Below are 20209 nucleotides of genomic sequence, written 5' to 3'. Positions count from 1 at the left end.
ATCATTTTTATTTTGAGCTTCTATAGCACTCTATAGTATTATAAATAAATTTTAGAGTCTCATTAAGTAGGTCATAGAGCTTATTTGATGTCAAAAATTGGGAATTGATTATGACACGGGTGGCATTAGTACAAATGGTTTCTTCAGCAACAGTTGCTGATAACTTGCAACAAATAGAAAAACTGATGTTCCAAGCACGTGAGGCTCAATCTGATCTTGTTCTTTTGCCTGAAAATTTTGCTTTTATGGGACTTTATGAGAGCGATAAATTGCAAATAGGGGAGGTGTATGGTCAAGGTCCAATTCAACAAAAAATTAGCCAATTAGCAAAGCAATTGGGTTTATGGATAGTTGCTGGAACTATTCCTCTTAAAAGCTCAGGCTCTAAGGTTCGTGCCAGTTGTCTTGTTTATGATGAACAAGGTAAATGTGCGGCACGTTATGATAAAATTCATTTATTTGATGTTCATGTATCACCTTATGAATTTTATCAAGAATCCTCATCAATTGAGCGTGGATATGATCCCGTTCTTGTTGATACACCAATTGGGAAAATTGGTTTAACCGTTTGTTATGACTTACGTTTCCCTGAGCTTTATCAGCAATTAATGATGCAAGGAGCGCAGCTGTTTACTATTCCCTCTGCGTTTACAGCAGCAACAGGCCGTGCGCATTGGGAAGTCTTATTAAGGGCAAGAGCCATTGAAAATCTGTGTTATGTTTTGGCAGCAAATCAAGGCGGCCTCCATGAAAATGGGCGAACTACTTATGGCCATAGTATGATTGTTGATTCTTGGGGGAAAGTTCTTGTACAAAAAGAAACAGGAAGTGGTATTGTTACTGCAGATATTGATTTACAAAGTCAGCACGAATTACGTCAAAAGTTCCCTTGTTTAGACCATCATGTATTAAACTTATAGATATAGGGTCTGCTTAACACTGCTTAATTTAATAAATTTTATTATAGGTACTTAAATGACAGAAGCACTAACTACAGCGAAAAAGATTTTACTGGCTCCTGCTGCTTTGGATGAAACAGGAATAGAAAAATTATTTAAAACGATGATGAATCGTCATATTGATGATGCAGATCTTTATTTTCAAAGTTGCAGTTATGAGTCTTGGTATCTCGAAGATTCAGTAGTGAAAAGCGGTAGTTTTTCTTTAGATAAAGGAGTCGGTATTCGTGCAGTTAGTGGTGATAAAACAGGTTTCGCCTATTGTGATGATATTTTATTACCTTCAATGTTGCGAGCAGCTGATGCAGCACGTTCCATTGCACTGACCGGTTCTATGCCAACTCAGTCCATCCAGGTAAGAGGAGCTGCTGTCAGTCGTTATCGAGGTTTAAATCCCATTGAAGGTATGAGTAAGCAAGAAAAAATTGCTTTGTTAGAAGCAATTGATAAAGAGGCACGTAGAATTGATCCCCGAGTAATCCAGGTTAATGCTTCATTAAGTGGTTGTTATGAGGTGGTAATGGTAGCTGGAATGCATGGACAGATGATCGCTGATGTTAGACCTCTAGTGAGTGTTAATGTTAGCGTCATTGTAGAAGATAAAAATGGAAGACGAGAGTCTGCCCGTTCTGGAGGTGGTGGTCGAGTAGCTTATTCTTATTTTCTCGAGAAAGAAAATGCTTTAAGTTACGCTCGCGAAGCGGTACGTGAAGCTTTAATTAATTTGGATGCGCGACCTGCGCCCGCAGGAACCATGCCTGTTGTACTGGGGCCTGGTTGGCCAGGTGTTTTATTACATGAAGCAGTAGGTCATGGATTGGAAGGTGATTTTAATCGCAAGGGATTGTCCGCATTTTCTGGACGTATTGGTGAACAAGTTGCTGCACCAGGAGTTACCGTCGTTGATGATGGTACTCTAAAAGAAAGACGCGGTTCAATCACTATTGATGATGAAGGTACTCCTTCACAATGCACTACCTTAATTGATAATGGTATTTTAGTGAATTATATGCAAGATAAACTTAATGCTAAATTGATGGGTATGCAATCCACAGGTAATTGTCGCCGTGAATCTTATGCTCATGTACCTATGCCCAGAATGACGAATACTTATATGTTAGCTGGGCCACATGATCCCGAAGAAATTATTCGCTCGGTTAAACGTGGCTTATACGCAGTTAATTTTGGTGGTGGACAAGTGGATATTACTTCAGGTCAATTCGTATTCTCAGCAAGTGAAGCTTATCTTATTGAAGATGGGAAGATTACAGCTCCCGTTAAAGGCGCTACCTTGATTGGGAATGGTCCTGATGTCATGAAAAAAATCAGTATGATAGGGAATGACTTAGGATTAGATCGAGGGATTGGTGTTTGTGGAAAAGAAGGACAATCAGTTCCAGTTGGAGTAGGACAGCCTACTTTAAAAATAGACGCTCTGACAGTCGGTGGTACCCATTAAACCCTAAATGAATCACTAAATCTTGATATGCTGATTTGTAATAAGTATTTAATGGGGGCTGCTTATTAGAATATCCTCACTCAGACGAGTGAGGATATTTGAAATTAATTTCAGTTACGATACAAGTAAAACCATTTTTAGCCACTAGTATATACGGTACCAAGAGGACCAGCAGTTTCACCGCCATTTGAGCCGAACATGGTTGTTCCGGTGATTCCCAAAATAGAAGGTAGGAATAATAAACCAGCAGCAATAAAAACCAAGGCAATGGGTGTTCCTATTGGAATTTGGGTAGGGTTATCTTTGTGCTGTTTAAATTTCATAATCGCACCAATAGAAAATGCCAAACCCGCTAAATAAGAACCAGCGGTTATGAGCTTAGTCAGGTTTGTAAATGATGATGTAATTTCTGATGCCATGCCACCAACACTCATACCATCTGCAGCTGCATTTTGACTGGCTAAAGCTAATACCCCCAAACAAATAATACTGGAGGACCAATGTTTGTAACTTGATTTACTAATGACTTTATTTTTCACTTATTTCTCCTCAATCTGAGATGTTTGTTACAAAATCTAATCTTCAGATAGTCCAATTATAATCATATTAATCAAAAAACATCCAAATGGTTATTTTTATATATCATATGAAGAAGATAAATAACATGCTTTTTTCAATGAGTTAGAACGTGTCTCGTAACTTTTTATTCAGTCTAGGATTGATGAGTTGTTATAATGAGTTTCAAAAAAATGGTTACGCTTTAGGAACAAGTCGCGGCACATGAGATGAATTGTCAATATGCCTTAAGTTCCCATTAATTTATTAAGTAAAGAACCAATTTCATAAAGACGCTCTTCTGGGGAGGTGCTATCTACTGCAAAACGTAAACATTGAGGTCCATCCATTTTATATCTTTTGGCATGCACTTGAATCAAACTGATTAAAACACCGGTGTCTATAGAGGGCGCTTCCCCAAATTCTATTTTGCCTTGCTGGGTTCCAGCACTGATTTTTTGGATCCCCATTTTTTCTGCTTTTAATTTCAATTCAGTAATTAACAATAAATGCTTCACTTGTGGTGGTAATAAACCAAATCGGTCAATAAGCTCAATTTGTAAATCATGTAATTGTTGATTATCTTTTGCATTAGCAATTCGTTTATACATAATAAGTCGATTATGGACATCAGAAATGTATTCTTCAGGAATGATTGCACTAATCCGTAAATCGATCTCTGCTCCTTGATGCATCGGTGCAGATAATTCAGGTATCTTCCCTGCTTTTAAAGCATTTACGGCTCTATCAAGCATTTCCATAAATAAATTAAATCCTATGGCATGCATATTACCGCTTTGCTCTTCACCTAAAAGTTCTCCTGCGCCACGAATTTCCAAGTCATGCGTCGCTAAGGTAAATCCTGCTCCTAGATCTTCTAAAGAGACAATTGCTTCAAGACGTTTAACGGCATCAGAAGTCAATGACTTTTCATTTGGGGTAAGCAAATAGGCATATGCTTGGTGATGAGAGCGTCCTACACGTCCACGTAACTGATGGAGTTGTGCTAAGCCAAATTTATCAGCTCGATCAATAATAATTGTATTTGCTGTAGGGATATCGATACCCGTTTCAATAATCGTTGTACATACCAAAACATTAAAACGATGATGATAAAAATCAGACATTACTCGTTCTAACTCACGCTCACGCATTTGCCCATGAGCACTACGAATTTTGGCCTCAGGCACTAAGGTTTGCAAGTCTTCACAGATGCGCTCAATGGTTTCCACATTATTATGTAAGAAAAATACTTGGCCACCCCTTAAGATTTCTCTTAAAATGGCTTCACGAACAATAGGATCCTTTTTTTCTTGCCAAAATGTTTTAATCGCTAAGCGCTTCGCTGGCGGTGTCGTCATTAATGAAATATCGCGAATTCCTGCCATAGCCATATTTAATGTTCTGGGAATAGGAGTAGCGGTCATTGATAAAATATCAACATGAGTTCGTAGCGCTTTAATATGTTCTTTTTGTTTCACTCCAAAACGATGTTCTTCATCAATAATGAGAAGTCCTAGATTTTTAAAAGCGATACTGCTTTGAAATAGTTTGTGTGTTCCTATAACGATATCCACTGTTCCTGATTTTAATCCAGCAAGTACCGCTTCACTTTCTTTGTTGGAACGAAAACGAGAAAGTAGCTCAATATTAATAGGGAAATCAGCAAAGCGATCTCTAAACGATTCAAAATGTTGTCCAGCCAGAAGTGTAGTTGGTACTAAGATACAGACTTGTTTATTGCTTTGTACGGCGACAAAAGCCGCACGCATGGCTACTTCAGTTTTACCAAAACCCACATCGCCACAAATTAAGCGATCCATAGGTCTCGAAGATTCCATATCTTTGATGATTTGTTCAATTGCTTGTAATTGATCAGGCGTTTCTGTAAAGGGGAAATCACTTGCAAATTTAGCATAGTCACTGTGATCAACTTGATATTGGTATCCAGGTTGTGCTTCTCTTTTGGCGTAAAGGTCAAGGAGCTCAATCGCAACATCATGGATTTTCTCGGCAGCTTTTTTCTTTTCTTTTTGCCATTGGTCAGTTCCTAGTTTATGTAATGGTGCATGCTCGCTATCTACACCAGTGTAACGGCTAATGAGATGAAGTGAGGTAACCGGAACATAAATTTTATCTTCACCTGCATAGGCAAGAACTAAAAACTCTCCAGAAATCCCGCTGGATTCTATATGCTGTAACCCCTGATAACGTCCTACACCAAACTGTAAATGTACTACAGGAGCACCGATACGTAATTCAGCCATATCCCGAATAATTAAGTCTGGATCTACCAATTTTTGAGAACTACGTCTTTGTGGCGTACTCTGTTCTCCAAATATTTGTGACTCCACAATAATCACAATATTATTCTGTTTTAATTCACAGCCGTAAATGAGCGCTCCAGTGCTAATATTGAGCTTAGCTGTATCATGAATAAAATCATCCCATGAGGATTGTACCTTAGCGGAGAGTCCACTGGGTTTTAGCAGATCAAGCAATACTTCACGTCGTCCAGCACTTTCAACCACAATTAAATAGCGCCTAGAAGAGTCAGAGCAATACTCACGGAGTTTACTTAAAGGTTCTTGGGTTTTCCTATCGATGGGTAATTGTGGACCAGGAGTGATCTCAAAATTCACTGCACCTTTTTTATCTGAGACATGATGAAATAAGCGTAATTGTTCGTAAGTATTTGCTAGGGTTAAGAGTTCATTTGGATTTATAAAACAGGCTGATGGAGATAAAATAGGCCTACTAATATCGTATCGTCTTTGTTCGAAACGTTCATTTAACTCTTGCCAGAATTGCTCCGCATTATCTTGAATGTTTTCGATGAAGCATACTTTCGCCGTGCTTGGAAGATAGTCAAAAAAGGTGACTGTTTTTTCAAAGAATAGGGGGAGATAATATTCGATTCCAGATGGAAATTGTCCTTCACTGATTGCTTCATAAATCGGGCATTGGCTTGGATTTCCAGGAAATAACTCTCTAAATGCACGTCGAAACATCAGTTGGCTTTGTTCATTTAAAGGAAATTCTCTGGCTGGTAATACATTGATTTTTTTGATTTTTTCTATAGTGCGTTGAGTTTCGGTATCGAATTCTCGTAAACTTTCAATTTCATCATCAAAGAGTTCGATACGAAACGGTAAACCAGAACCCATGGGATATACATCGATGATTGAACCCCGTAAAGCATACTCACCATGTTCGAGTACCTTATTGACACAATGATATCCAGATTGTTGGAGCTGATTTCGAAAAGCATTTAAGTCTAATTTTTGTCCTTCTTTAAGCAATAATGCATATTGATTTAAAAATTCAGGGGGACATAGCCTATGCATCAAGGTACTTGCTGAGGTGATAATAATCGCGTCACTGACTTGTTGAATCCGGCTTAAAGCATACAGTCGTTCAGAGATAATATCTTGATGCGGGGAAAATTGGTCATAAGGTAATGTTTCCCAATCAGGAAAAAACAGTAATTCTTGAGACGAAGTTGAATTAAGAAAGAAGGTTAACTCTGCTTGTAATTGATTGGCACTAAGATTATCTTGTGCAATCAATAGCTTAATTCCAGATGTTTGTTGGCAATACTCAGCCAGTGCAAGCGCTAAGCTGCTTCCATGAAGTTGTCCCCATATTTGTTTGGCTTGCGTGGGTTGGAAGAATAGTGTGCTTATGGACATAGCTTAACTGATCGGCTAAAAAATCAGTTATTATACCTAATCAATTGGAAGTCACAATACTCCTTAACTTCACCTGCCATTGACTGAGGGGTTTTGTCATTTTGGCAAAAGCGGAAAACCATTTCAATTTTAGCATGGCCTACTTCAAAATGGCATTGTTGCGTCAAATAAGATAGGGCTCAAAACAGTTGGCGATTTTTCTACGCAACAATATCTTGAGGACAACAACAAATTTCTTCAAGTGTTCATTTAATATGGTCCTTAATTAAATGGTGAGTCATTAATTTTGATTTCGAAATAGTTTAATAAGGCAATAACTTCTGGGAATGAAAAATGTGCGTTTTTGATTCTATTTTCGTTTGGATTAATACTGTAGTTCATCGCGTTTGTAAAATCAGCAGAAGTTAGATTCGTATGAACAAATAAACTATTGAGTAAATCAGTTCCTGAAAAGCATGCATGGCTTAAATTGGCTTCTCGAAAATCAACCTCATGAGATTTACACTCTTCCATTTGCAGATCAGTGAGTTCTAAACCATAAAAACTAGAGTGACTTACATTACTGTGATAAAAATAGAGTGGGCTTGTAAGTTTGACTAGAGGCCAATTCAATTCGGTCCAATTTATTCCTATAAGTTTTGAGTGATTAAAAGAGACTTCTGAAAATTTGCAATTTGGAAATTTTGTGAGACTAAGATCACAAGATTCAAAATCACAATCAATAAATTTGGTATTACTGAAAATTGTTTCAAGGAATTTGCATTGTTTGAACTGGCAGTTTTCAAAAGTCATCAATTCTATTCGTTCTTTTGTAATATTTAATTGTGTGAATGTTTGTTCAATATATGTCGTTTTATGAAAAGGATGTGTCATGCATTTTCGCTAAATGAGTTTGGAAGCTTTTATGATACTCAACGTCAGTTTCGGAATAAAGAATTCGTTCTTATCTTGCTCTGTTCGAATTAAGAAAGTACGCATTGGGATGTAAATTATTTGGATAAAATTTTTTCGAATCAAGGAGAAAAAATAGTTCCAGTCACGACTGTTTTCTTAAGCATTATTGGAGGCATCGGTTTCAATAAGTTCTAATTCGTCTAATGCTATATCTACGGATTCAATTTTTTGAAAACGTGATGTGATCTTCTTGGCCGAGGTATTTACATCATTGACATCCTGATGGGCTAAATTAATATGCTTGGACAGTTTATCCATTCGTTTTTCAAAGCGTTGAAAATCATCTGCAAGCGCTTGCAAATGTTTTTGGATAATATGAACTTGTTTGCGTGTGGCATCATCTTTCAGTACTGCTTTAGCGGTAGTAAGTACGGCCATCAAAGTGCTTGGAGAGACAAGCCATACCTTTAATCTTTGTGATAGGGCAATCAAGTCTGGATAATTAGCATGAATTTCTGCAAAAATCGATTCAGCAGGGATGAACATCATGGCTCCGTCAGTTGTTTCATTAGGAATGATGTATTTATCCGCAATATCTTTAATATGCTTTTGAATATCTTGTCGAAATTGCTGTTGTAAGGATTTTCTTTCCATTGTTCCTGGATCAACGTTGATAAGTCGTTGATAAGTTTCCAGTGGAAATTTCGCATCAATCACCACGTTCCCAGAGGGTTCAGGCAAAAATAAGATACAATCAGCACGTTTTTGATTGCTCAATGTATATTGCATTTCAAAATGAGTGGCAGGAATCATATTACTGATGAGTGTTGAAAGCTGCACTTCACCAAAAGCACCGCGTGCCTTTTTGTCAACAAGAACATCTTGCAGACTGACCACATGATTCGATAATTCCGTAATTTTCTTTTGTGCTTCATCAATGATAGTCAAGCGTTTGACTACATCAATAAAAGTTGAGGAAGTTTTTTCAAAACCTTCAGTTAATTTATGATTGACTTGTTGCGTTAAGCTATGAAGGTGATTGCGAATTTCTTCAGTCAGTAATTGTAAGTGAGAGGTAAGCGCGCTCGCATGCTGTTTAAAACTATGGTTTATTTGCTCACGAACATCCATCATTTGTTTTTGAACGGTATCATGGATGAGTTGTTGCGTCATTAATTGTCCTTGAGCAATTTTTTCACTTATATCGAGGTGTATTTGATGTATCTCTGTAGTAAAGGTACTTAGAATTTTCTCATGATATTGTTTATCAAGATTCTTTAATTGGTGTTGTTTTATTAAAAGCCATAGTGTTAGTAAAAACTGGAGGGCTAAAGCACATGCCATGCCCTCAATTAAAGATATTGATGATAAAAATTGCATTCATTAGTCCAAAAGTTGACTGAGTTTAATCGGAAGATCGTGTTGATAAACCGGTTTTAATTGCCCATAATCGGTTAAATGTAAATAACCTACAGAAAGCTGATCCTCTGCTAATTGAGCTGAATTGTCAAAGCTAAAGTGAATTGTTTGTCTTCCTGGTTCTAGCCACAGTGCACTTTGGGCAGTTTCTACTGGGATATTTTCACCCGCAGCATTTTTTTTGTAGAGAATGCTTTGCAGTGCATAACGACTTGCAGTGGCAACATCTGCAGTTACAGCGAAGGTTAATGGTTTAGAGGATGTTTTTTTGATATTTACTAAACCTGCTGAGGGTATGGAATAAGAAAACGCGGCACGCCCCGTGCGATGAGTCAGACTGTTTTCTTCAAGCTCGCTAGTTACATCGACTTCAATATACCAATTGTCACCATGTGTATTTACATCCGAAAGTAAAAATGCACTGGCTTGATATTGATTGCGTTTTATTTCTTTTAATTTAAGAGGAATACTTTGATCATTGGGACCGATTAATGTGGCATTGATGTCATCAATAGGATAAGAAGTTTCATTATCTTTTAAGATTATAGTTGCATTAAATTGATCCCCATATTGATACTGTAATGCAGCAGGTTCTACTTGTAAGTAGAGTAACGAATATTTTTCAAAAACTTGAATAAGATAAGCATTAGACTCATTGTGAGCTTTTGTTTTTTTGCTTTTGATGACAAAGTTGCCCATACCTAATTCAGGTTTGATTTGCAGCATTGTTTGATGTGTTCCAATTTTTAATGATTCATCAATAGCTTCATCCTGGCTGTATAAAGACGATGCATCTTTCAAACCCATAAATGGGTTAGAAGGACTTTTCAGCTCTAAGGGGGGAGTAGCCTTATCTTCTAAAGGCGTAATACGTACCACCGCGCCTGGGGCATGGATAGGTAAGATAATTCCTTGTTCCAATTGTGCTGCTGTTACTTTTTTATTGTAGCTGTAGCTTTTTTGAATATTACTACGTGCATTATTCAGCGGAACTTCAGCAAGTTTCCATCGGTCTTGCAGCTTTTCATGAGATAAAGTATCACAGATCTCGCAATCATAAGATTTGATTGGATGTTGTGGTAAGTCGTACGCATTTACCTGAGCAAAATAAAACAAGGACAATAAAGTAAGAGTAGTTCTCATCAAGCAGCTCCTTCTGAATCGATGACAGAGGTAAGTATTTTTTCTAAACCAAAACAGGAATGTCTGCTCTGATTATGGCTTAGGGTCAAATGGTTCTCTAATTTATCTTTATCATAAAACCAAACTGTACCGGCAACTGTTTGTGAGCTGCAATTTAAAAAGCCATCAGCGCAATTATCTAAATAGAGTTTGGCAATTTTTAGGCCACTGTTAAGAATGTAACCATTACAATAACTAGATGAATTGAACGGTGAGGCTATAACATCAGTTCCTATGACTGCCTTAAATGGCTTAGGCAAGGTCGGACGATTTTTGGTACCGAATAAGAGCTCTTCATTATAAATATACATATCGCCAACACGTTGCTGCTTTACAGCATCTCCAGTATAACCCAATAACCAACTCAGACTGGCTTCAAAAATTCCACCATTGAGCAAGGCATCCGCTAGTGGTGTTCCTCCACTTGATGGTGCCAAGGCAATGACTTGATCGATTTTATTTTTGAGCCGCATGTAGCGACTGTCATAGGTTGGGTTAGAAAGAATCCAACGTATAACATTACCACCGTTAGAATGGGTGTATACAATGAGTGAGCTAATTTTTTTATCATCTATGAACTTTAATAGTTGATCGGCTGTACATCCAGCAGCATCTTCATCCCACATATACTTGCTGAAATCACAATGTACTACGTAATAGTTTTCAGAGTCTGGAAGCACTTGAATGAGACTTTGGATAAAGTCGGTTTTCCAGTACACTCCTTCAGCATCCTCACGGTGATCTTGGGTGCCATGGACTAATGCAATCCCCAAATTGCCGTTAGGCTCTGGAAGAGAATATATCCATGAAGAAAATAGAAGCAAAAATAAAGTGATTAAAGTACGGTTAAAATCCATTTTATTATCCCAGAATATATTAAATCAGCATGTATCTATAGCATATTTTTTAGTGATAAACTAATGTTTTTAAAATAACTATAAGCATTGAATTGTGCTTTATATATGTTTTAGACGGATGGCAATGAATGAGTATTGATGAAATAAAGGAACAAGTGGTTAAGCTAAAAGATAAGATAAGACTGTATGATTATCATTACTATGTATTAGATGAGCCCTTGGTACCTGATGCTGAATATGATCGCTGTTTTCGTGCTTTACAAGATTTAGAAACGAAGTATCCTGAATTATTGACTACTGATTCACCAACGCAACGCGTAGGAGGTACCCCCGCAGATGCGTTTGCCCCAGTAATTCATAATCAACCAATGTTGTCCTTGTCAAACGTTTTTAGCGAAAAAGAATTACAGGCATTTATTAAACGGGTCACTGAAAAATTAGATGAGTCAGTTCAGCAATTAGTTTTTACCTGTGAACCTAAATTAGATGGGCTGGCTGTAAATATTACTTATGAAAATGGACTATTGGTTTATGCAGCTACACGTGGCGATGGGACTACAGGTGAAAATATTACTGCCAACATTAAAACAATTGCGGCAATTCCTTTGGTTTTAAGAACCAATAAGCCACCGCGTTTTATTGAAATACGCGGGGAAGTATACATGCCTAAAGCAGGATTTGAGGCGTACAATAAAAAAGCTAAAGAATCGGGCGAAAAAATCTTTGCGAATCCACGTAATGCAGCGGCAGGAAGCTTACGGCAATTGAATCCTGCAGTAACAGCAAGTAGACCATTAGCGATTTATTGTTATGGTATTGGTGCCTGTGAGGATTATCGGTTACCAAATAGTCATTGGGATCAATTGCAATTACTTAAAGAGTTTGGTTTCAGAGTCTCTTCTGATTCCAAAAAGGAAGTAGGGATTAAGGGGTGCTTGGATTATTATCATCATATGCTCACTAAGCGTGAGCAGCTTCCTTATGAAATCGATGGTGTTGTTTATAAAATTGATAGTATTCCCTTGCAACAACAATTGGGTTTTATTTCACGAGCCCCACGTTTTGCTTGTGCTCATAAATTTCCAGCTACTGAAGAAATGACTGAAATTTTAGCAGTTGACTTTCAAGTTGGGAGAACCGGTGCTTTAACTCCTGTGGCTCGTTTAGCCCCAGTTAATGTTGCTGGAGTTACTGTCAGTAATGCCACCCTGCATAATATGGATGAAATTACTCGAAAAGATATCCGAATAGGGGATAAAGTGATTATTCGTCGCGCTGGTGATGTTATTCCTGAGGTGGTTTCTGTTGTTTTAGAACAAAGACCAACGGATACTAAGAAAATTTGTTTACCTCTAAAATGTCCTGTTTGTGATTCAGATGTCGTTCGTGAAGAAGGTGAGGCGGTTGCTCGTTGTATTGGTGGTTTGTTTTGCAAGGCTCAATTAAAAAGAATGATGTGGCATTTTGCTTCACGTAAAGCGATGTATATTGAAGGATTAGGTTCTGTTTTAATTGAACAATTAGTTGACGAAGGCATTGTACGCCACCTCCCTGATCTCTATATGCTTGATGTTTCTACATTGGCAACGCTTCCACGTATGGGTGAAAAGTCAGCAAAAAACTTAGTGCACGCATTAGAGCATAGCAAGAAGACTACATTGAGTCGTTTTCTTTATGCTTTAGGAATTCGAGAAATTGGTGAAACAAGTGCTCGCGTATTAGCAGAGCATTTTGGTGATATTGATGCAATCTCAAAAGCAACAGAAGAAGAACTTATGAGCTTGGAAGATATGGGGCCTGTTGGCGCCGCAAATGTAGTGCATTTTTTTGCACAAGCTCATAATATGCAAGTAATTCAGCGTTTGCTAGAACTTGGGATTCATTGGCCTAAACTTGAGAAAAAGCAACTGAATAAGGAACATCCTTTATTTGGAAAAACAGTAGTGCTTACTGGAACCTTAAATAACATGAGTCGTGAAGAGGCGAAAGCGAAATTGCTCAGGGTAGGGGCCAAAGTAAGCGGTAGCGTCTCGGCAAAAACCGATTATGTGATTGCTGGTAGCGAAGCGGGATCCAAGCTTGATAAAGCCAATAATTTAGGTGTTGCTATTTTAGATGAAGAACAATTTTTCCATATGTTATAGTGTCTGTTGACCATTCAAATGGTGTGACTTTAGATACTGAAATGCAGCATTCACGAAGTATGTGTGTATTGGAGCGCATAAAATCATGCCATTTTGGATAGTAGAATTGTCAAAAGACACTAAATTGACTTGAGCTCATGATAGGGATTTTATTTGAATCGTATACAACGAATAGTTTTCTTTTTGATGTTTTTTAATGTCCTAGACTGTGTGAATGCATGGCCAGGTGTTTTAAATAATCCTTACCCCCAAAGTGAATCAAAAAAGAACATTTATTACTCTTCTTTCTCTGAACAGCCTAAAACATTGGATCCTGCTCTTTCTTATTCTTCCAATGAGTATCTTTTTATCGCTCAAATTTATGAGCCATTACTGGAATATGATTATCTATTAAGGCCTTATCAATTAGCTCCATTAACCGCGACGCAAATGCCACAACTCAGATATCTGGATGCACAGGGAAATGTGCTCTCTGCAACGAGTCAGGTTACTCCGAGTTATAGTGTCTATACCCTTAGTATTAAAAGAGGAATTTACTATCAACCTCACCCTGCATTTGCCAAAGATGAGCAAGGGGTCTATCGGTATCATCATTTATCAAAAGATTATTTAGCAGATGAAGAGATTCATCAATTGTCAGATTTTAGGTACATGGGTACTCGAGAATTAATTGTTGATGATTATATGTATCAAATTAAGCGTTTAGCGAACCCAGCAGTGAGCGCGCCAATTTATGGACTCATGAGTGATTATATTGTTGGTTTTCAAAAATATGGACGAACACTTCCTAAAACAAATCAATATATTGATTTGCGTAGGTATCCCTTAGAGGGCCTAAGAAAACTGGATGATTATACGTTTGAAATTACTTTAAAGGGGGTATATACCCAGTTTTTATTTTGGCTTGCTATGAGTTTTTTCGCACCTATTCCTTGGGAGGCGGATCTTTTTTATTCTCAACCAGGAATGGCAGATAATAATATTACGCTTGGTTGGTATCCAATCGGTACTGGACCTTTTATGCTGGTTAAAAACAATCCTAATCGAAGCATGGTATTACAAAAGAATCCTAATTTTCGGGAGATGTATTATCCCAGTAATGGTTCTGCAAGAGATAAGAAATTAGGGTATTTAGATAATGAAGGCAAACGCCTACCTTTGGTGGAGCAAGTTGTTTTTACATTGGAAAAAGAAGCCATACCACGTTGGAATAAATTTCTGCAAGGTTATTATGATAATTCAGCAATTGGTTCAAACAGTTTTGATCAAGCTATCCATATTAATCGACATGGAGAGGCAACTTTAACTCGAGAGATGCGCAAAAAGCATATGTATTTAACGCAAACAGTACAACCTAGCATTTCTTACATGGGCTTTAACATGCTCGATAGCATTGTGGGTGGTTCTAGTGAGCGGGCTCGTAAGTTAAGACAGGCTATTTCTATTGCTGTAAATTATGATGAAGAGATCGCAATTTTTTTTAATGGACGAGGTTTTGCTGCTCAAGGACCGATACCACCAGGTATTTTTGGCTATAAAGAAGAACAAGCAGGAATTAATCCTTATATTTATCAATGGGTAAATGATGAAGCAATACGCAGACCAATTAGTGATGCAAAACAATTAATGGTTGAGGCTGGTTATCCAGGAGGTATTGATCCAAAAACAGGAAACCCATTGATTCTTCATTATGATGTTACTTCGTCTGGCGGACCAGGAGATAAATCTTTATTTGATTGGACGCGTAAGCAATTTGCAAAAATTGGAATTGATTTAAATGTAAGAGCAACTTTATATAATCGCTTTCAAGAGAAAATGCGTACAGGAGAGATTCAGATATTTAGTTGGGGTTGGATTGCAGATTATCCAGATCCTGAAAATTTTTTGTTTCAATTGTATGGAGGAAATGGCAAGGTAAAATTTGGCGGTGAAAATGCTGCTAATTATGAGAATCCCGAATTTGATCGTCTCTTTAATTTAATGAAAAATAGAGAAAATGATTCACAAAGGCAGCAGCTAATTGATGCTATGGTGAATATTGTAAGACATGATGCACCCTGGCTCTGGGGGATTAATCCCGAAGAGTTTCTATTATCTCAATCTTGGGTTTCTCATGTTAAGCCTAATTCTATGACTTATGGAACATTAAAATATACTGCGATTAATGTAGCAGAGCGAAACACACGGCGCCAAGCTTGGAATCAGCCAATTTTTTGGCCTTTGGGTTTATTGTTTTTGCTGCTTTTGGTTTTGACTCTTCCTTTAGTGATAGCTTATTACAAGAAGGAAAAACAACCAGCAAAAAGGATTTGATAGATGATTCAGTATTTGTTGCGTCGAATTGCTTATTCAATTCCCATTCTTTTGGGGATTAATCTACTTACTTTTATTTTGTTTTTTATGGTTAATACACCTGACGATATTGCGCGCATGCACTTAGGACAAAAATATGTGGAGCAGCAAGTGATCGATGATTGGAAAATGGCACATGGCTATAGTTTACCTTTGTTTTACAATGAGCAAAAAAATGGAGTGCAAAAAATAACGGAAACTTTGTTTTTCCAAAAATCCATGATGCTTTTTACTTTTGATTTTGGTATTTCTGATGCTGGACGTGATATTAGTGAAGACATTGCTTATAGAATGTGGCCTAGCCTTTCAATTGCATTGCCAGTTTTGTTTTTGAGTATTATCAGCAACATTATTATAGCTATGGCTATGGCATTTTTTAGAGGGACATATCTTGATTTAACGGGTGTCATTATTTGTATTATTTTAATGTCGATTTCCAGTTTGTTTTATATCATTGGTGGCCAATATCTTTTTGGGAAATTATTGCGTTTAGTCCCTATTTCAGGCTATGACGAAGGTTTTGACGCTTTGAAATTTGTTATTTTGCCAATTACTGTCGCTGTTCTTAGTGGTTTAGGAGCAGGGGGGCGTTGGTATAGAACTTTATTGTTGGAAGAAATCAATAAAGATTATGTTAAAACAGCTAGAGCTAAGGGTTTATCTGAACAAAGAGTGATGTTTATTCATGTATTAAAAAATGCTCTGTTGCCAATTTTAACTGGGGTTGTCGTGCTTATTCCGTCTTTATTCATGGGTAGTTTAATTCTAGAATCGTTTTTTGGTGTGCCTGGGTTAGGTAGTTATACCATCGATGCAATCCAGCAACAGGATTTTGCTATCGTAAGAGCTATGGTTTTTTTAGGATCTATTCTTTACATAGTCGGTTTAATTTTAACAGATTTTTCTTATATGCTCGTAGATCCACGTGTAAAATTTTCGTAATTTAACGTGAGTTTCGACTCATCAGCCCGAACGGTTCGAAGTAAACTAGTTCTCTTATCTGAAACTCACGTTAATTTAAGGCTATGAGACCAATCAAACATTAAGGAATAAAATGACCGTTGAATTTTTATGGACAGATAAATGTTTCCTCACTTTATTAGTCTTAAGTGTCTTGGTTATTTTATTGAGCTTGCGTAAGCAACATGTTAGACGCTCTTTTTCCATTATTTTGCATCGGCCAATTGCAGTAAGTGCGGGGATCATACTTTTGTTTTTTATTATTATTGGCGTATTGGATTCTATTCATATGGTGCCAATGAATCAAAAAGCCGAAACAACAAGCACCATTCTTGATGACATTTTAGCTCCTATTGATGAAATTACAGAAACAACCTATTCAGCTCCGTTAGCTTTACGACAGTTTGTCAGTGAAACTACTTTGATTGATGGTGTGGTCAAACAAATTTATCCTCCACTTATCTATTCTGCAAAGATCAAAACTGAAAAGGAGAAAAAAAGGGTTATAGTACATACATTTATTGATGCATTGCAAAGCAGTATTTTTGTGATTTTTTTGAGTGGCTTTGTATTAGTTATTATAAGATTTAGTTTACGTTTAAAGCTTTTTACTTTAACTCCTACGAGTTTAAGTATACTGATTACATTAGGTATACTTACATTTTTTGTTGTATTTGGATATGAGTTATCACGAACATTTCATGTATTAGGTACAGGACAAATTGGACAAGATATTTTTTATTACACTATTAAAAGCATACGTACGGGCTTAGTAATTGGCTTTTTAACTACGTTATTTATGTTACCTTTAGCTTTATTTCTAGGAGTAGTTGCAGGATATTTTGGTGGTTTGGCGGATGATGTAATTCAGTACATTTATACTACTTTAAGTTCTATTCCAGGAGTGTTATTAATTACTGCATCAGTTTTGTCATTACAGATTTATATTGCTAACCATCCAGAAGAATTTACTACTTTAGCTCAAAGCGCTGATGCACGTTTGTTGGCACTTTGTTTCATTTTAGGAGTGACCAGTTGGACTAGTTTATGCAGACTCTTGCGTGCTGAGACTTTGAAATTACGTGAAATTGATTTTGTTTTGGCGGCACGCGCATTGGGTTCAGGTTGGTTTACTATTATTCGTAAACATTTACTGCCTAATGTGATGCATATTGTGGTGATTACTTTGGTATTGGATTTTAGTTTTTTAGTCATGGCTGAGGCATTACTGTCTTATGTAGGGGCTGGGGTTTCACCAATGACAATCAGTTGGGGAAACATGATTAATAGTGCACGTCTAGAGCTTGCTCGTAATCCTGTTATTTGGTGGCCTATGTTTGCCGCGTTTCTTTTTATGTTTTTATTGGTGCTCTCTGTTAACTTATTTGCTGATGCAGTGAGAGATGCTTTTGATCCGCATCAATCTCATGTTTGATTTAGGCTAAATTATTAACAGTAAGTTGAGCCTGAGAAGATTAAGGCTCAACTCGTCAGCTACATTAACATTGAAGAGTATACTCGTTGCTATGTGTTACGTCTTTTTCAATCTTTTTGCCTAAATCAGCAAAAATTGATTTAGTGTGGAATGGTGCAGTAGGTTCATTTCTGTTTTCTGATAAATTACGAGTCGTTCTTAAATCAGATGCAGAATTTTTCTGATCAACTTCCGGTAATGATTCATAATTAGTTGATTTTTTAGTGTTACATGCATTGACTGCAGCTTTAACACCCATTCCTGCTAGTCCACCAATAAGTAGAAAAGGAGACCAAACGACAGCGCCTATAGACTTTAAAACGCCTTTAACAGAGAAACCGTCTTCATTTACTACACGAGAAGCCATTACATCCATCACGGTTTTATTACCTGAATAACATTCTTTAGCACTGGAGTATAGATAGCCTAAACCAATCGCACCATAAATTAAAAGTGCTCCTATACCAAAAGTGGCTGCACTAAACGCGGCTGCTGTTCCTGCTCCCGCAGATGCAGCTCCTAAAGTCATTGACGAAGCAGCATAACTTGTTGCAACACCTGCAGTAGGTGTAAGCAGCGAGGCAATGATTATGGCAGGAATTAAAATCGCAGCAGTTACTAATAATGCTCCTGAACCATAGTATGCATATCTTCGATGAACATGAACATGAGGACGAATAGGAGGAACAATGTGCACTTGTGGATGATATACATGAGGGTGAGCATGCACATGAACATGAGGAGGTACATGTGTATGGCCAGGATGAGTATGATGATTTCTAGGCAATTTTATCTCCTTATTATAAGTAAACAAATTTCGTCGCCAGTATAAAAGTAAAAGCTTAAGGTTTTATTAAGAAAATATTGGGTATGAAGTCACGCCTCTGCACAGGACAATTTTTACAGGAATGATGCCCAAATAAGAAATAACTCGCTGATTTTTAAAACATTTCATATAATTCTTTTCGCCAAAAAAGAGGATTATATGGATAAAATCAGCGAGTTAAAGCGAATATTAGGTGAAAATCTTACTTGGAACAAGGCTCGGTTGGATTGTTTAGTACGAATGTTGATGGCTCTATTCGCTGTTCGTACGGTTAATTTAAGTGAACTAGCAGTAGCGTTTGCTTCTAAAGCAGAGAAAGAGTCGCGTTACAAAAGGCTACAAAGGTTTTTTGCATCATTTAAAATAGATTACACGCTAATAGCTCGATTTATTTTTCGATTATTTTTTTCTGATACCCAAAAAGTATACCTCACTATGGATCGAACCAATTGGTATTGGGGGAAGCAAAAAATTAATATTTTTATGCTGGGTGTAGCCTATGAGGGCATTGCAATCCCTTTATTCTGGACGTGTCTACCTAAAGCAGGAAACTCTAACATTAAAGAACAAAAAGCATTGATTAATCGATACTTAAAAAGCTTTGGTACAACTCAGATATTAGGCTTATTAGCAGATCGGGAATTTGGTAGCGGCGGGTTATTTAACTGGCTCAATAAAAAAAAGATTCCATTCTATATTAGGATCAAAGAAGGATCGCTAACCTATATCAACAAAAAGAAACTCTTCACTGCCAAGAAGTCACGAATCCAAGGGTTTTAATTATTGATCAAATTGATCAAATCTTATAAATAAGAATTACCCTATCCACCGATTTGCTCTTTCTTCTACAAACTACTAAAAATCACTATTCAAAATTATATTATACTAATTATGTGCAGTTAGTTTAATAATTGGTTAATTTGAGTGGTGGTGTTACTATGAGAGCGAAAAAAGAATTTCCTGGGATTCCAGAATTATTTCAGTTGTTGACAAAGAGATGTGGTGGTGGACTAGATTGCTTAAAAGAGGAACGATTTCGAGGTAATCTTGAGCCAACAGAAATTGCTATAGGTATTCTAAGTCACTATATAGAAACTTCTCCTATAGAATCAGTAGTAAGAAATGTTTTTTCCATAAAACTGCTGTTAGGTGAAGAAGATTGTAATACTGAGTTATTACAAGGAGTAGAAAAGGCAATCAGGGCTCGTCAAGAAGCAGAAACAACGAAAGGAAATCATAAGGTGGCTATGCAATTAAGTGTGCAAACGCTTCGATTACTTATTCAAGATTCTGTGGAAATAAATAAATCGATGGTAGAGTCGCCTAAGTAGTTCAAGAGCTGAATCAAACATTGGATTTGATCGGTACTTCGTCGACATCAAAAAACATCACAACTTAAGGATAGTTCGGGATGATTTATTCAGAGTCGGGACAAA

General features: G+C 37.0%; 15 protein-coding genes. 8 read left to right on the top strand and 7 right to left on the bottom strand.

Going from position 1 to position 20209, the window contains the following annotated elements; all coding sequences use genetic code 11:
• Window positions 1–110 precede the first annotated feature (110 nt).
• Both Lgra_RS10275 and tldD read left to right on the top strand, forming a co-directional pair.
• Window positions 111–920 carry a carbon-nitrogen hydrolase family protein gene (locus Lgra_RS10275; RefSeq protein ID WP_058499151.1) on the top strand — a complete coding sequence of 270 codons (810 nt, stop codon included), beginning with the start codon at window positions 111–113 and terminating at the stop codon, window positions 918–920.
• A gap of 55 nt (window positions 921–975) precedes the next feature.
• Complete coding sequence (gene tldD, locus Lgra_RS10270; RefSeq protein ID WP_058499150.1) at window positions 976–2418, top strand: metalloprotease TldD; 1443 nt, start codon at window positions 976–978, stop codon at window positions 2416–2418.
• A gap of 137 nt (window positions 2419–2555) precedes the next feature.
• Here tldD and Lgra_RS10265 read toward each other — a convergent pair whose 3' ends face one another.
• From Lgra_RS10265 to Lgra_RS10240, 6 genes are all read right to left on the bottom strand, one after another.
• A complete protein-coding gene (locus tag Lgra_RS10265) occupies window positions 2556–2957 on the bottom strand; it encodes a hypothetical protein (protein ID WP_058499149.1) in 402 nt (133 codons plus the stop codon).
• 264 nt (window positions 2958–3221) lie between these two features.
• Window positions 3222–6665 carry a transcription-repair coupling factor gene (mfd, locus tag Lgra_RS10260; protein ID WP_058499148.1) on the bottom strand — a complete coding sequence of 1148 codons (3444 nt, stop codon included), beginning with the start codon at window positions 6663–6665 and terminating at the stop codon, window positions 3222–3224.
• A gap of 261 nt (window positions 6666–6926) precedes the next feature.
• Window positions 6927–7538 (bottom strand): pentapeptide repeat-containing protein, encoded by a 612-nt coding sequence (locus tag Lgra_RS10255; RefSeq protein WP_058499147.1) that lies wholly within the window; start codon window positions 7536–7538, stop codon window positions 6927–6929.
• 177 nt (window positions 7539–7715) lie between these two features.
• Window positions 7716–8939 (bottom strand): DNA recombination protein RmuC, encoded by a 1224-nt coding sequence (locus Lgra_RS10250; protein ID WP_058499146.1) that lies wholly within the window; start codon window positions 8937–8939, stop codon window positions 7716–7718.
• 3 nt (window positions 8940–8942) lie between these two features.
• Entirely contained in the window at window positions 8943–10121 is a 1179-nt protein-coding gene (locus tag Lgra_RS10245; protein ID WP_058499145.1) for a DUF4785 domain-containing protein, read from the bottom strand.
• The gene (locus Lgra_RS10240) at window positions 10121–11017 is read right to left on the bottom strand and encodes a hypothetical protein (RefSeq protein WP_058499144.1); all 897 of its coding nucleotides are present in this window, start codon (window positions 11015–11017) and stop codon (window positions 10121–10123) included. Before Lgra_RS10240 ends, Lgra_RS10245 begins: the two co-directional genes overlap by 1 nt.
• A gap of 128 nt (window positions 11018–11145) precedes the next feature.
• Between Lgra_RS10240 and ligA the strand changes: the two genes are divergently transcribed.
• The 4 genes from ligA to Lgra_RS10220 all read left to right on the top strand — a co-directional run bounded on the left by ligA (window position 11146) and on the right by Lgra_RS10220 (window position 17908).
• Window positions 11146–13161: an NAD-dependent DNA ligase LigA gene (gene ligA, locus Lgra_RS10235; protein ID WP_058499143.1), complete on the top strand. Its 2016-nt coding sequence runs from the start codon at window positions 11146–11148 to the stop codon at window positions 13159–13161.
• Between the two features lie 186 nt (window positions 13162–13347).
• Entirely contained in the window at window positions 13348–15474 is a 2127-nt protein-coding gene (locus Lgra_RS10230) for an ABC transporter substrate-binding protein (RefSeq protein WP_172468417.1), read from the top strand.
• A gap of 3 nt (window positions 15475–15477) precedes the next feature.
• Complete coding sequence (locus tag Lgra_RS10225) at window positions 15478–16455, top strand: ABC transporter permease (protein WP_058499141.1); 978 nt, start codon at window positions 15478–15480, stop codon at window positions 16453–16455.
• A 112-nt stretch (window positions 16456–16567) separates the two neighbouring features.
• A complete protein-coding gene (locus Lgra_RS10220) occupies window positions 16568–17908 on the top strand; it encodes an ABC transporter permease (protein WP_058499140.1) in 1341 nt (446 codons plus the stop codon).
• A 64-nt stretch (window positions 17909–17972) separates the two neighbouring features.
• Here Lgra_RS10220 and Lgra_RS10215 read toward each other — a convergent pair whose 3' ends face one another.
• On the bottom strand, window positions 17973–18734 hold the full coding sequence (locus tag Lgra_RS10215; RefSeq protein ID WP_238584419.1) for a hypothetical protein: 762 nt from the start codon (window positions 18732–18734) through the stop codon (window positions 17973–17975).
• Window positions 18735–18932: 198 nt separating this feature from the next.
• Between Lgra_RS10215 and Lgra_RS10210 the strand changes: the two genes are divergently transcribed.
• Together Lgra_RS10210 and Lgra_RS10205 are read left to right on the top strand one after the other, a co-directional pair.
• Entirely contained in the window at window positions 18933–19553 is a 621-nt protein-coding gene (locus tag Lgra_RS10210; protein ID WP_058499139.1) for a hypothetical protein, read from the top strand.
• A gap of 158 nt (window positions 19554–19711) precedes the next feature.
• Complete coding sequence (locus tag Lgra_RS10205) at window positions 19712–20104, top strand: hypothetical protein (RefSeq protein WP_058499138.1); 393 nt, start codon at window positions 19712–19714, stop codon at window positions 20102–20104.
• Window positions 20105–20209 lie beyond the last annotated feature (105 nt).

It is taken from the genome of Legionella gratiana (assembly GCF_001467695.1).
GTDB classification, from domain to species: domain Bacteria; phylum Pseudomonadota; class Gammaproteobacteria; order Legionellales; family Legionellaceae; genus Legionella; species Legionella gratiana.
Note: the sequence above shows the minus strand (reverse complement) of the source record. Positions and strands in the feature narration are given on the sequence as shown.

What these genes read in the sequence shown, in the direction of transcription:
- Lgra_RS10210 (WP_058499139.1), top strand. Translation starts at nt 18,933, where the DNA reads ATGGATAAAATCAGCGAGTTAAAGCGAATATTAGGTGAAAATCTTACT.
- Lgra_RS10230 (WP_172468417.1), top strand. Translation starts at nt 13,348, where the DNA reads ATGTTTTTTAATGTCCTAGACTGTGTGAATGCATGGCCAGGTGTTTTA.
- Lgra_RS10275 (WP_058499151.1), top strand. Translation starts at nt 111, where the DNA reads ATGACACGGGTGGCATTAGTACAAATGGTTTCTTCAGCAACAGTTGCT.
- Lgra_RS10205 (WP_058499138.1), top strand. Translation starts at nt 19,712, where the DNA reads ATGAGAGCGAAAAAAGAATTTCCTGGGATTCCAGAATTATTTCAGTTG.
- Lgra_RS10245 (WP_058499145.1), bottom strand. Translation starts at nt 10,121, where the DNA reads ATGAGAACTACTCTTACTTTATTGTCCTTGTTTTATTTTGCTCAGGTA.
- Lgra_RS10255 (WP_058499147.1), bottom strand. Translation starts at nt 7,538, where the DNA reads ATGACACATCCTTTTCATAAAACGACATATATTGAACAAACATTCACA.
- tldD (WP_058499150.1), top strand. Translation starts at nt 976, where the DNA reads ATGACAGAAGCACTAACTACAGCGAAAAAGATTTTACTGGCTCCTGCT.
- Lgra_RS10225 (WP_058499141.1), top strand. Translation starts at nt 15,478, where the DNA reads ATGATTCAGTATTTGTTGCGTCGAATTGCTTATTCAATTCCCATTCTT.
- Lgra_RS10220 (WP_058499140.1), top strand. Translation starts at nt 16,568, where the DNA reads ATGACCGTTGAATTTTTATGGACAGATAAATGTTTCCTCACTTTATTA.
- Lgra_RS10250 (WP_058499146.1), bottom strand. Translation starts at nt 8,939, where the DNA reads ATGCAATTTTTATCATCAATATCTTTAATTGAGGGCATGGCATGTGCT.
- ligA (WP_058499143.1), top strand. Translation starts at nt 11,146, where the DNA reads ATGAGTATTGATGAAATAAAGGAACAAGTGGTTAAGCTAAAAGATAAG.
- Lgra_RS10240 (WP_058499144.1), bottom strand. Translation starts at nt 11,017, where the DNA reads ATGGATTTTAACCGTACTTTAATCACTTTATTTTTGCTTCTATTTTCT.
- mfd (WP_058499148.1), bottom strand. Translation starts at nt 6,665, where the DNA reads ATGTCCATAAGCACACTATTCTTCCAACCCACGCAAGCCAAACAAATA.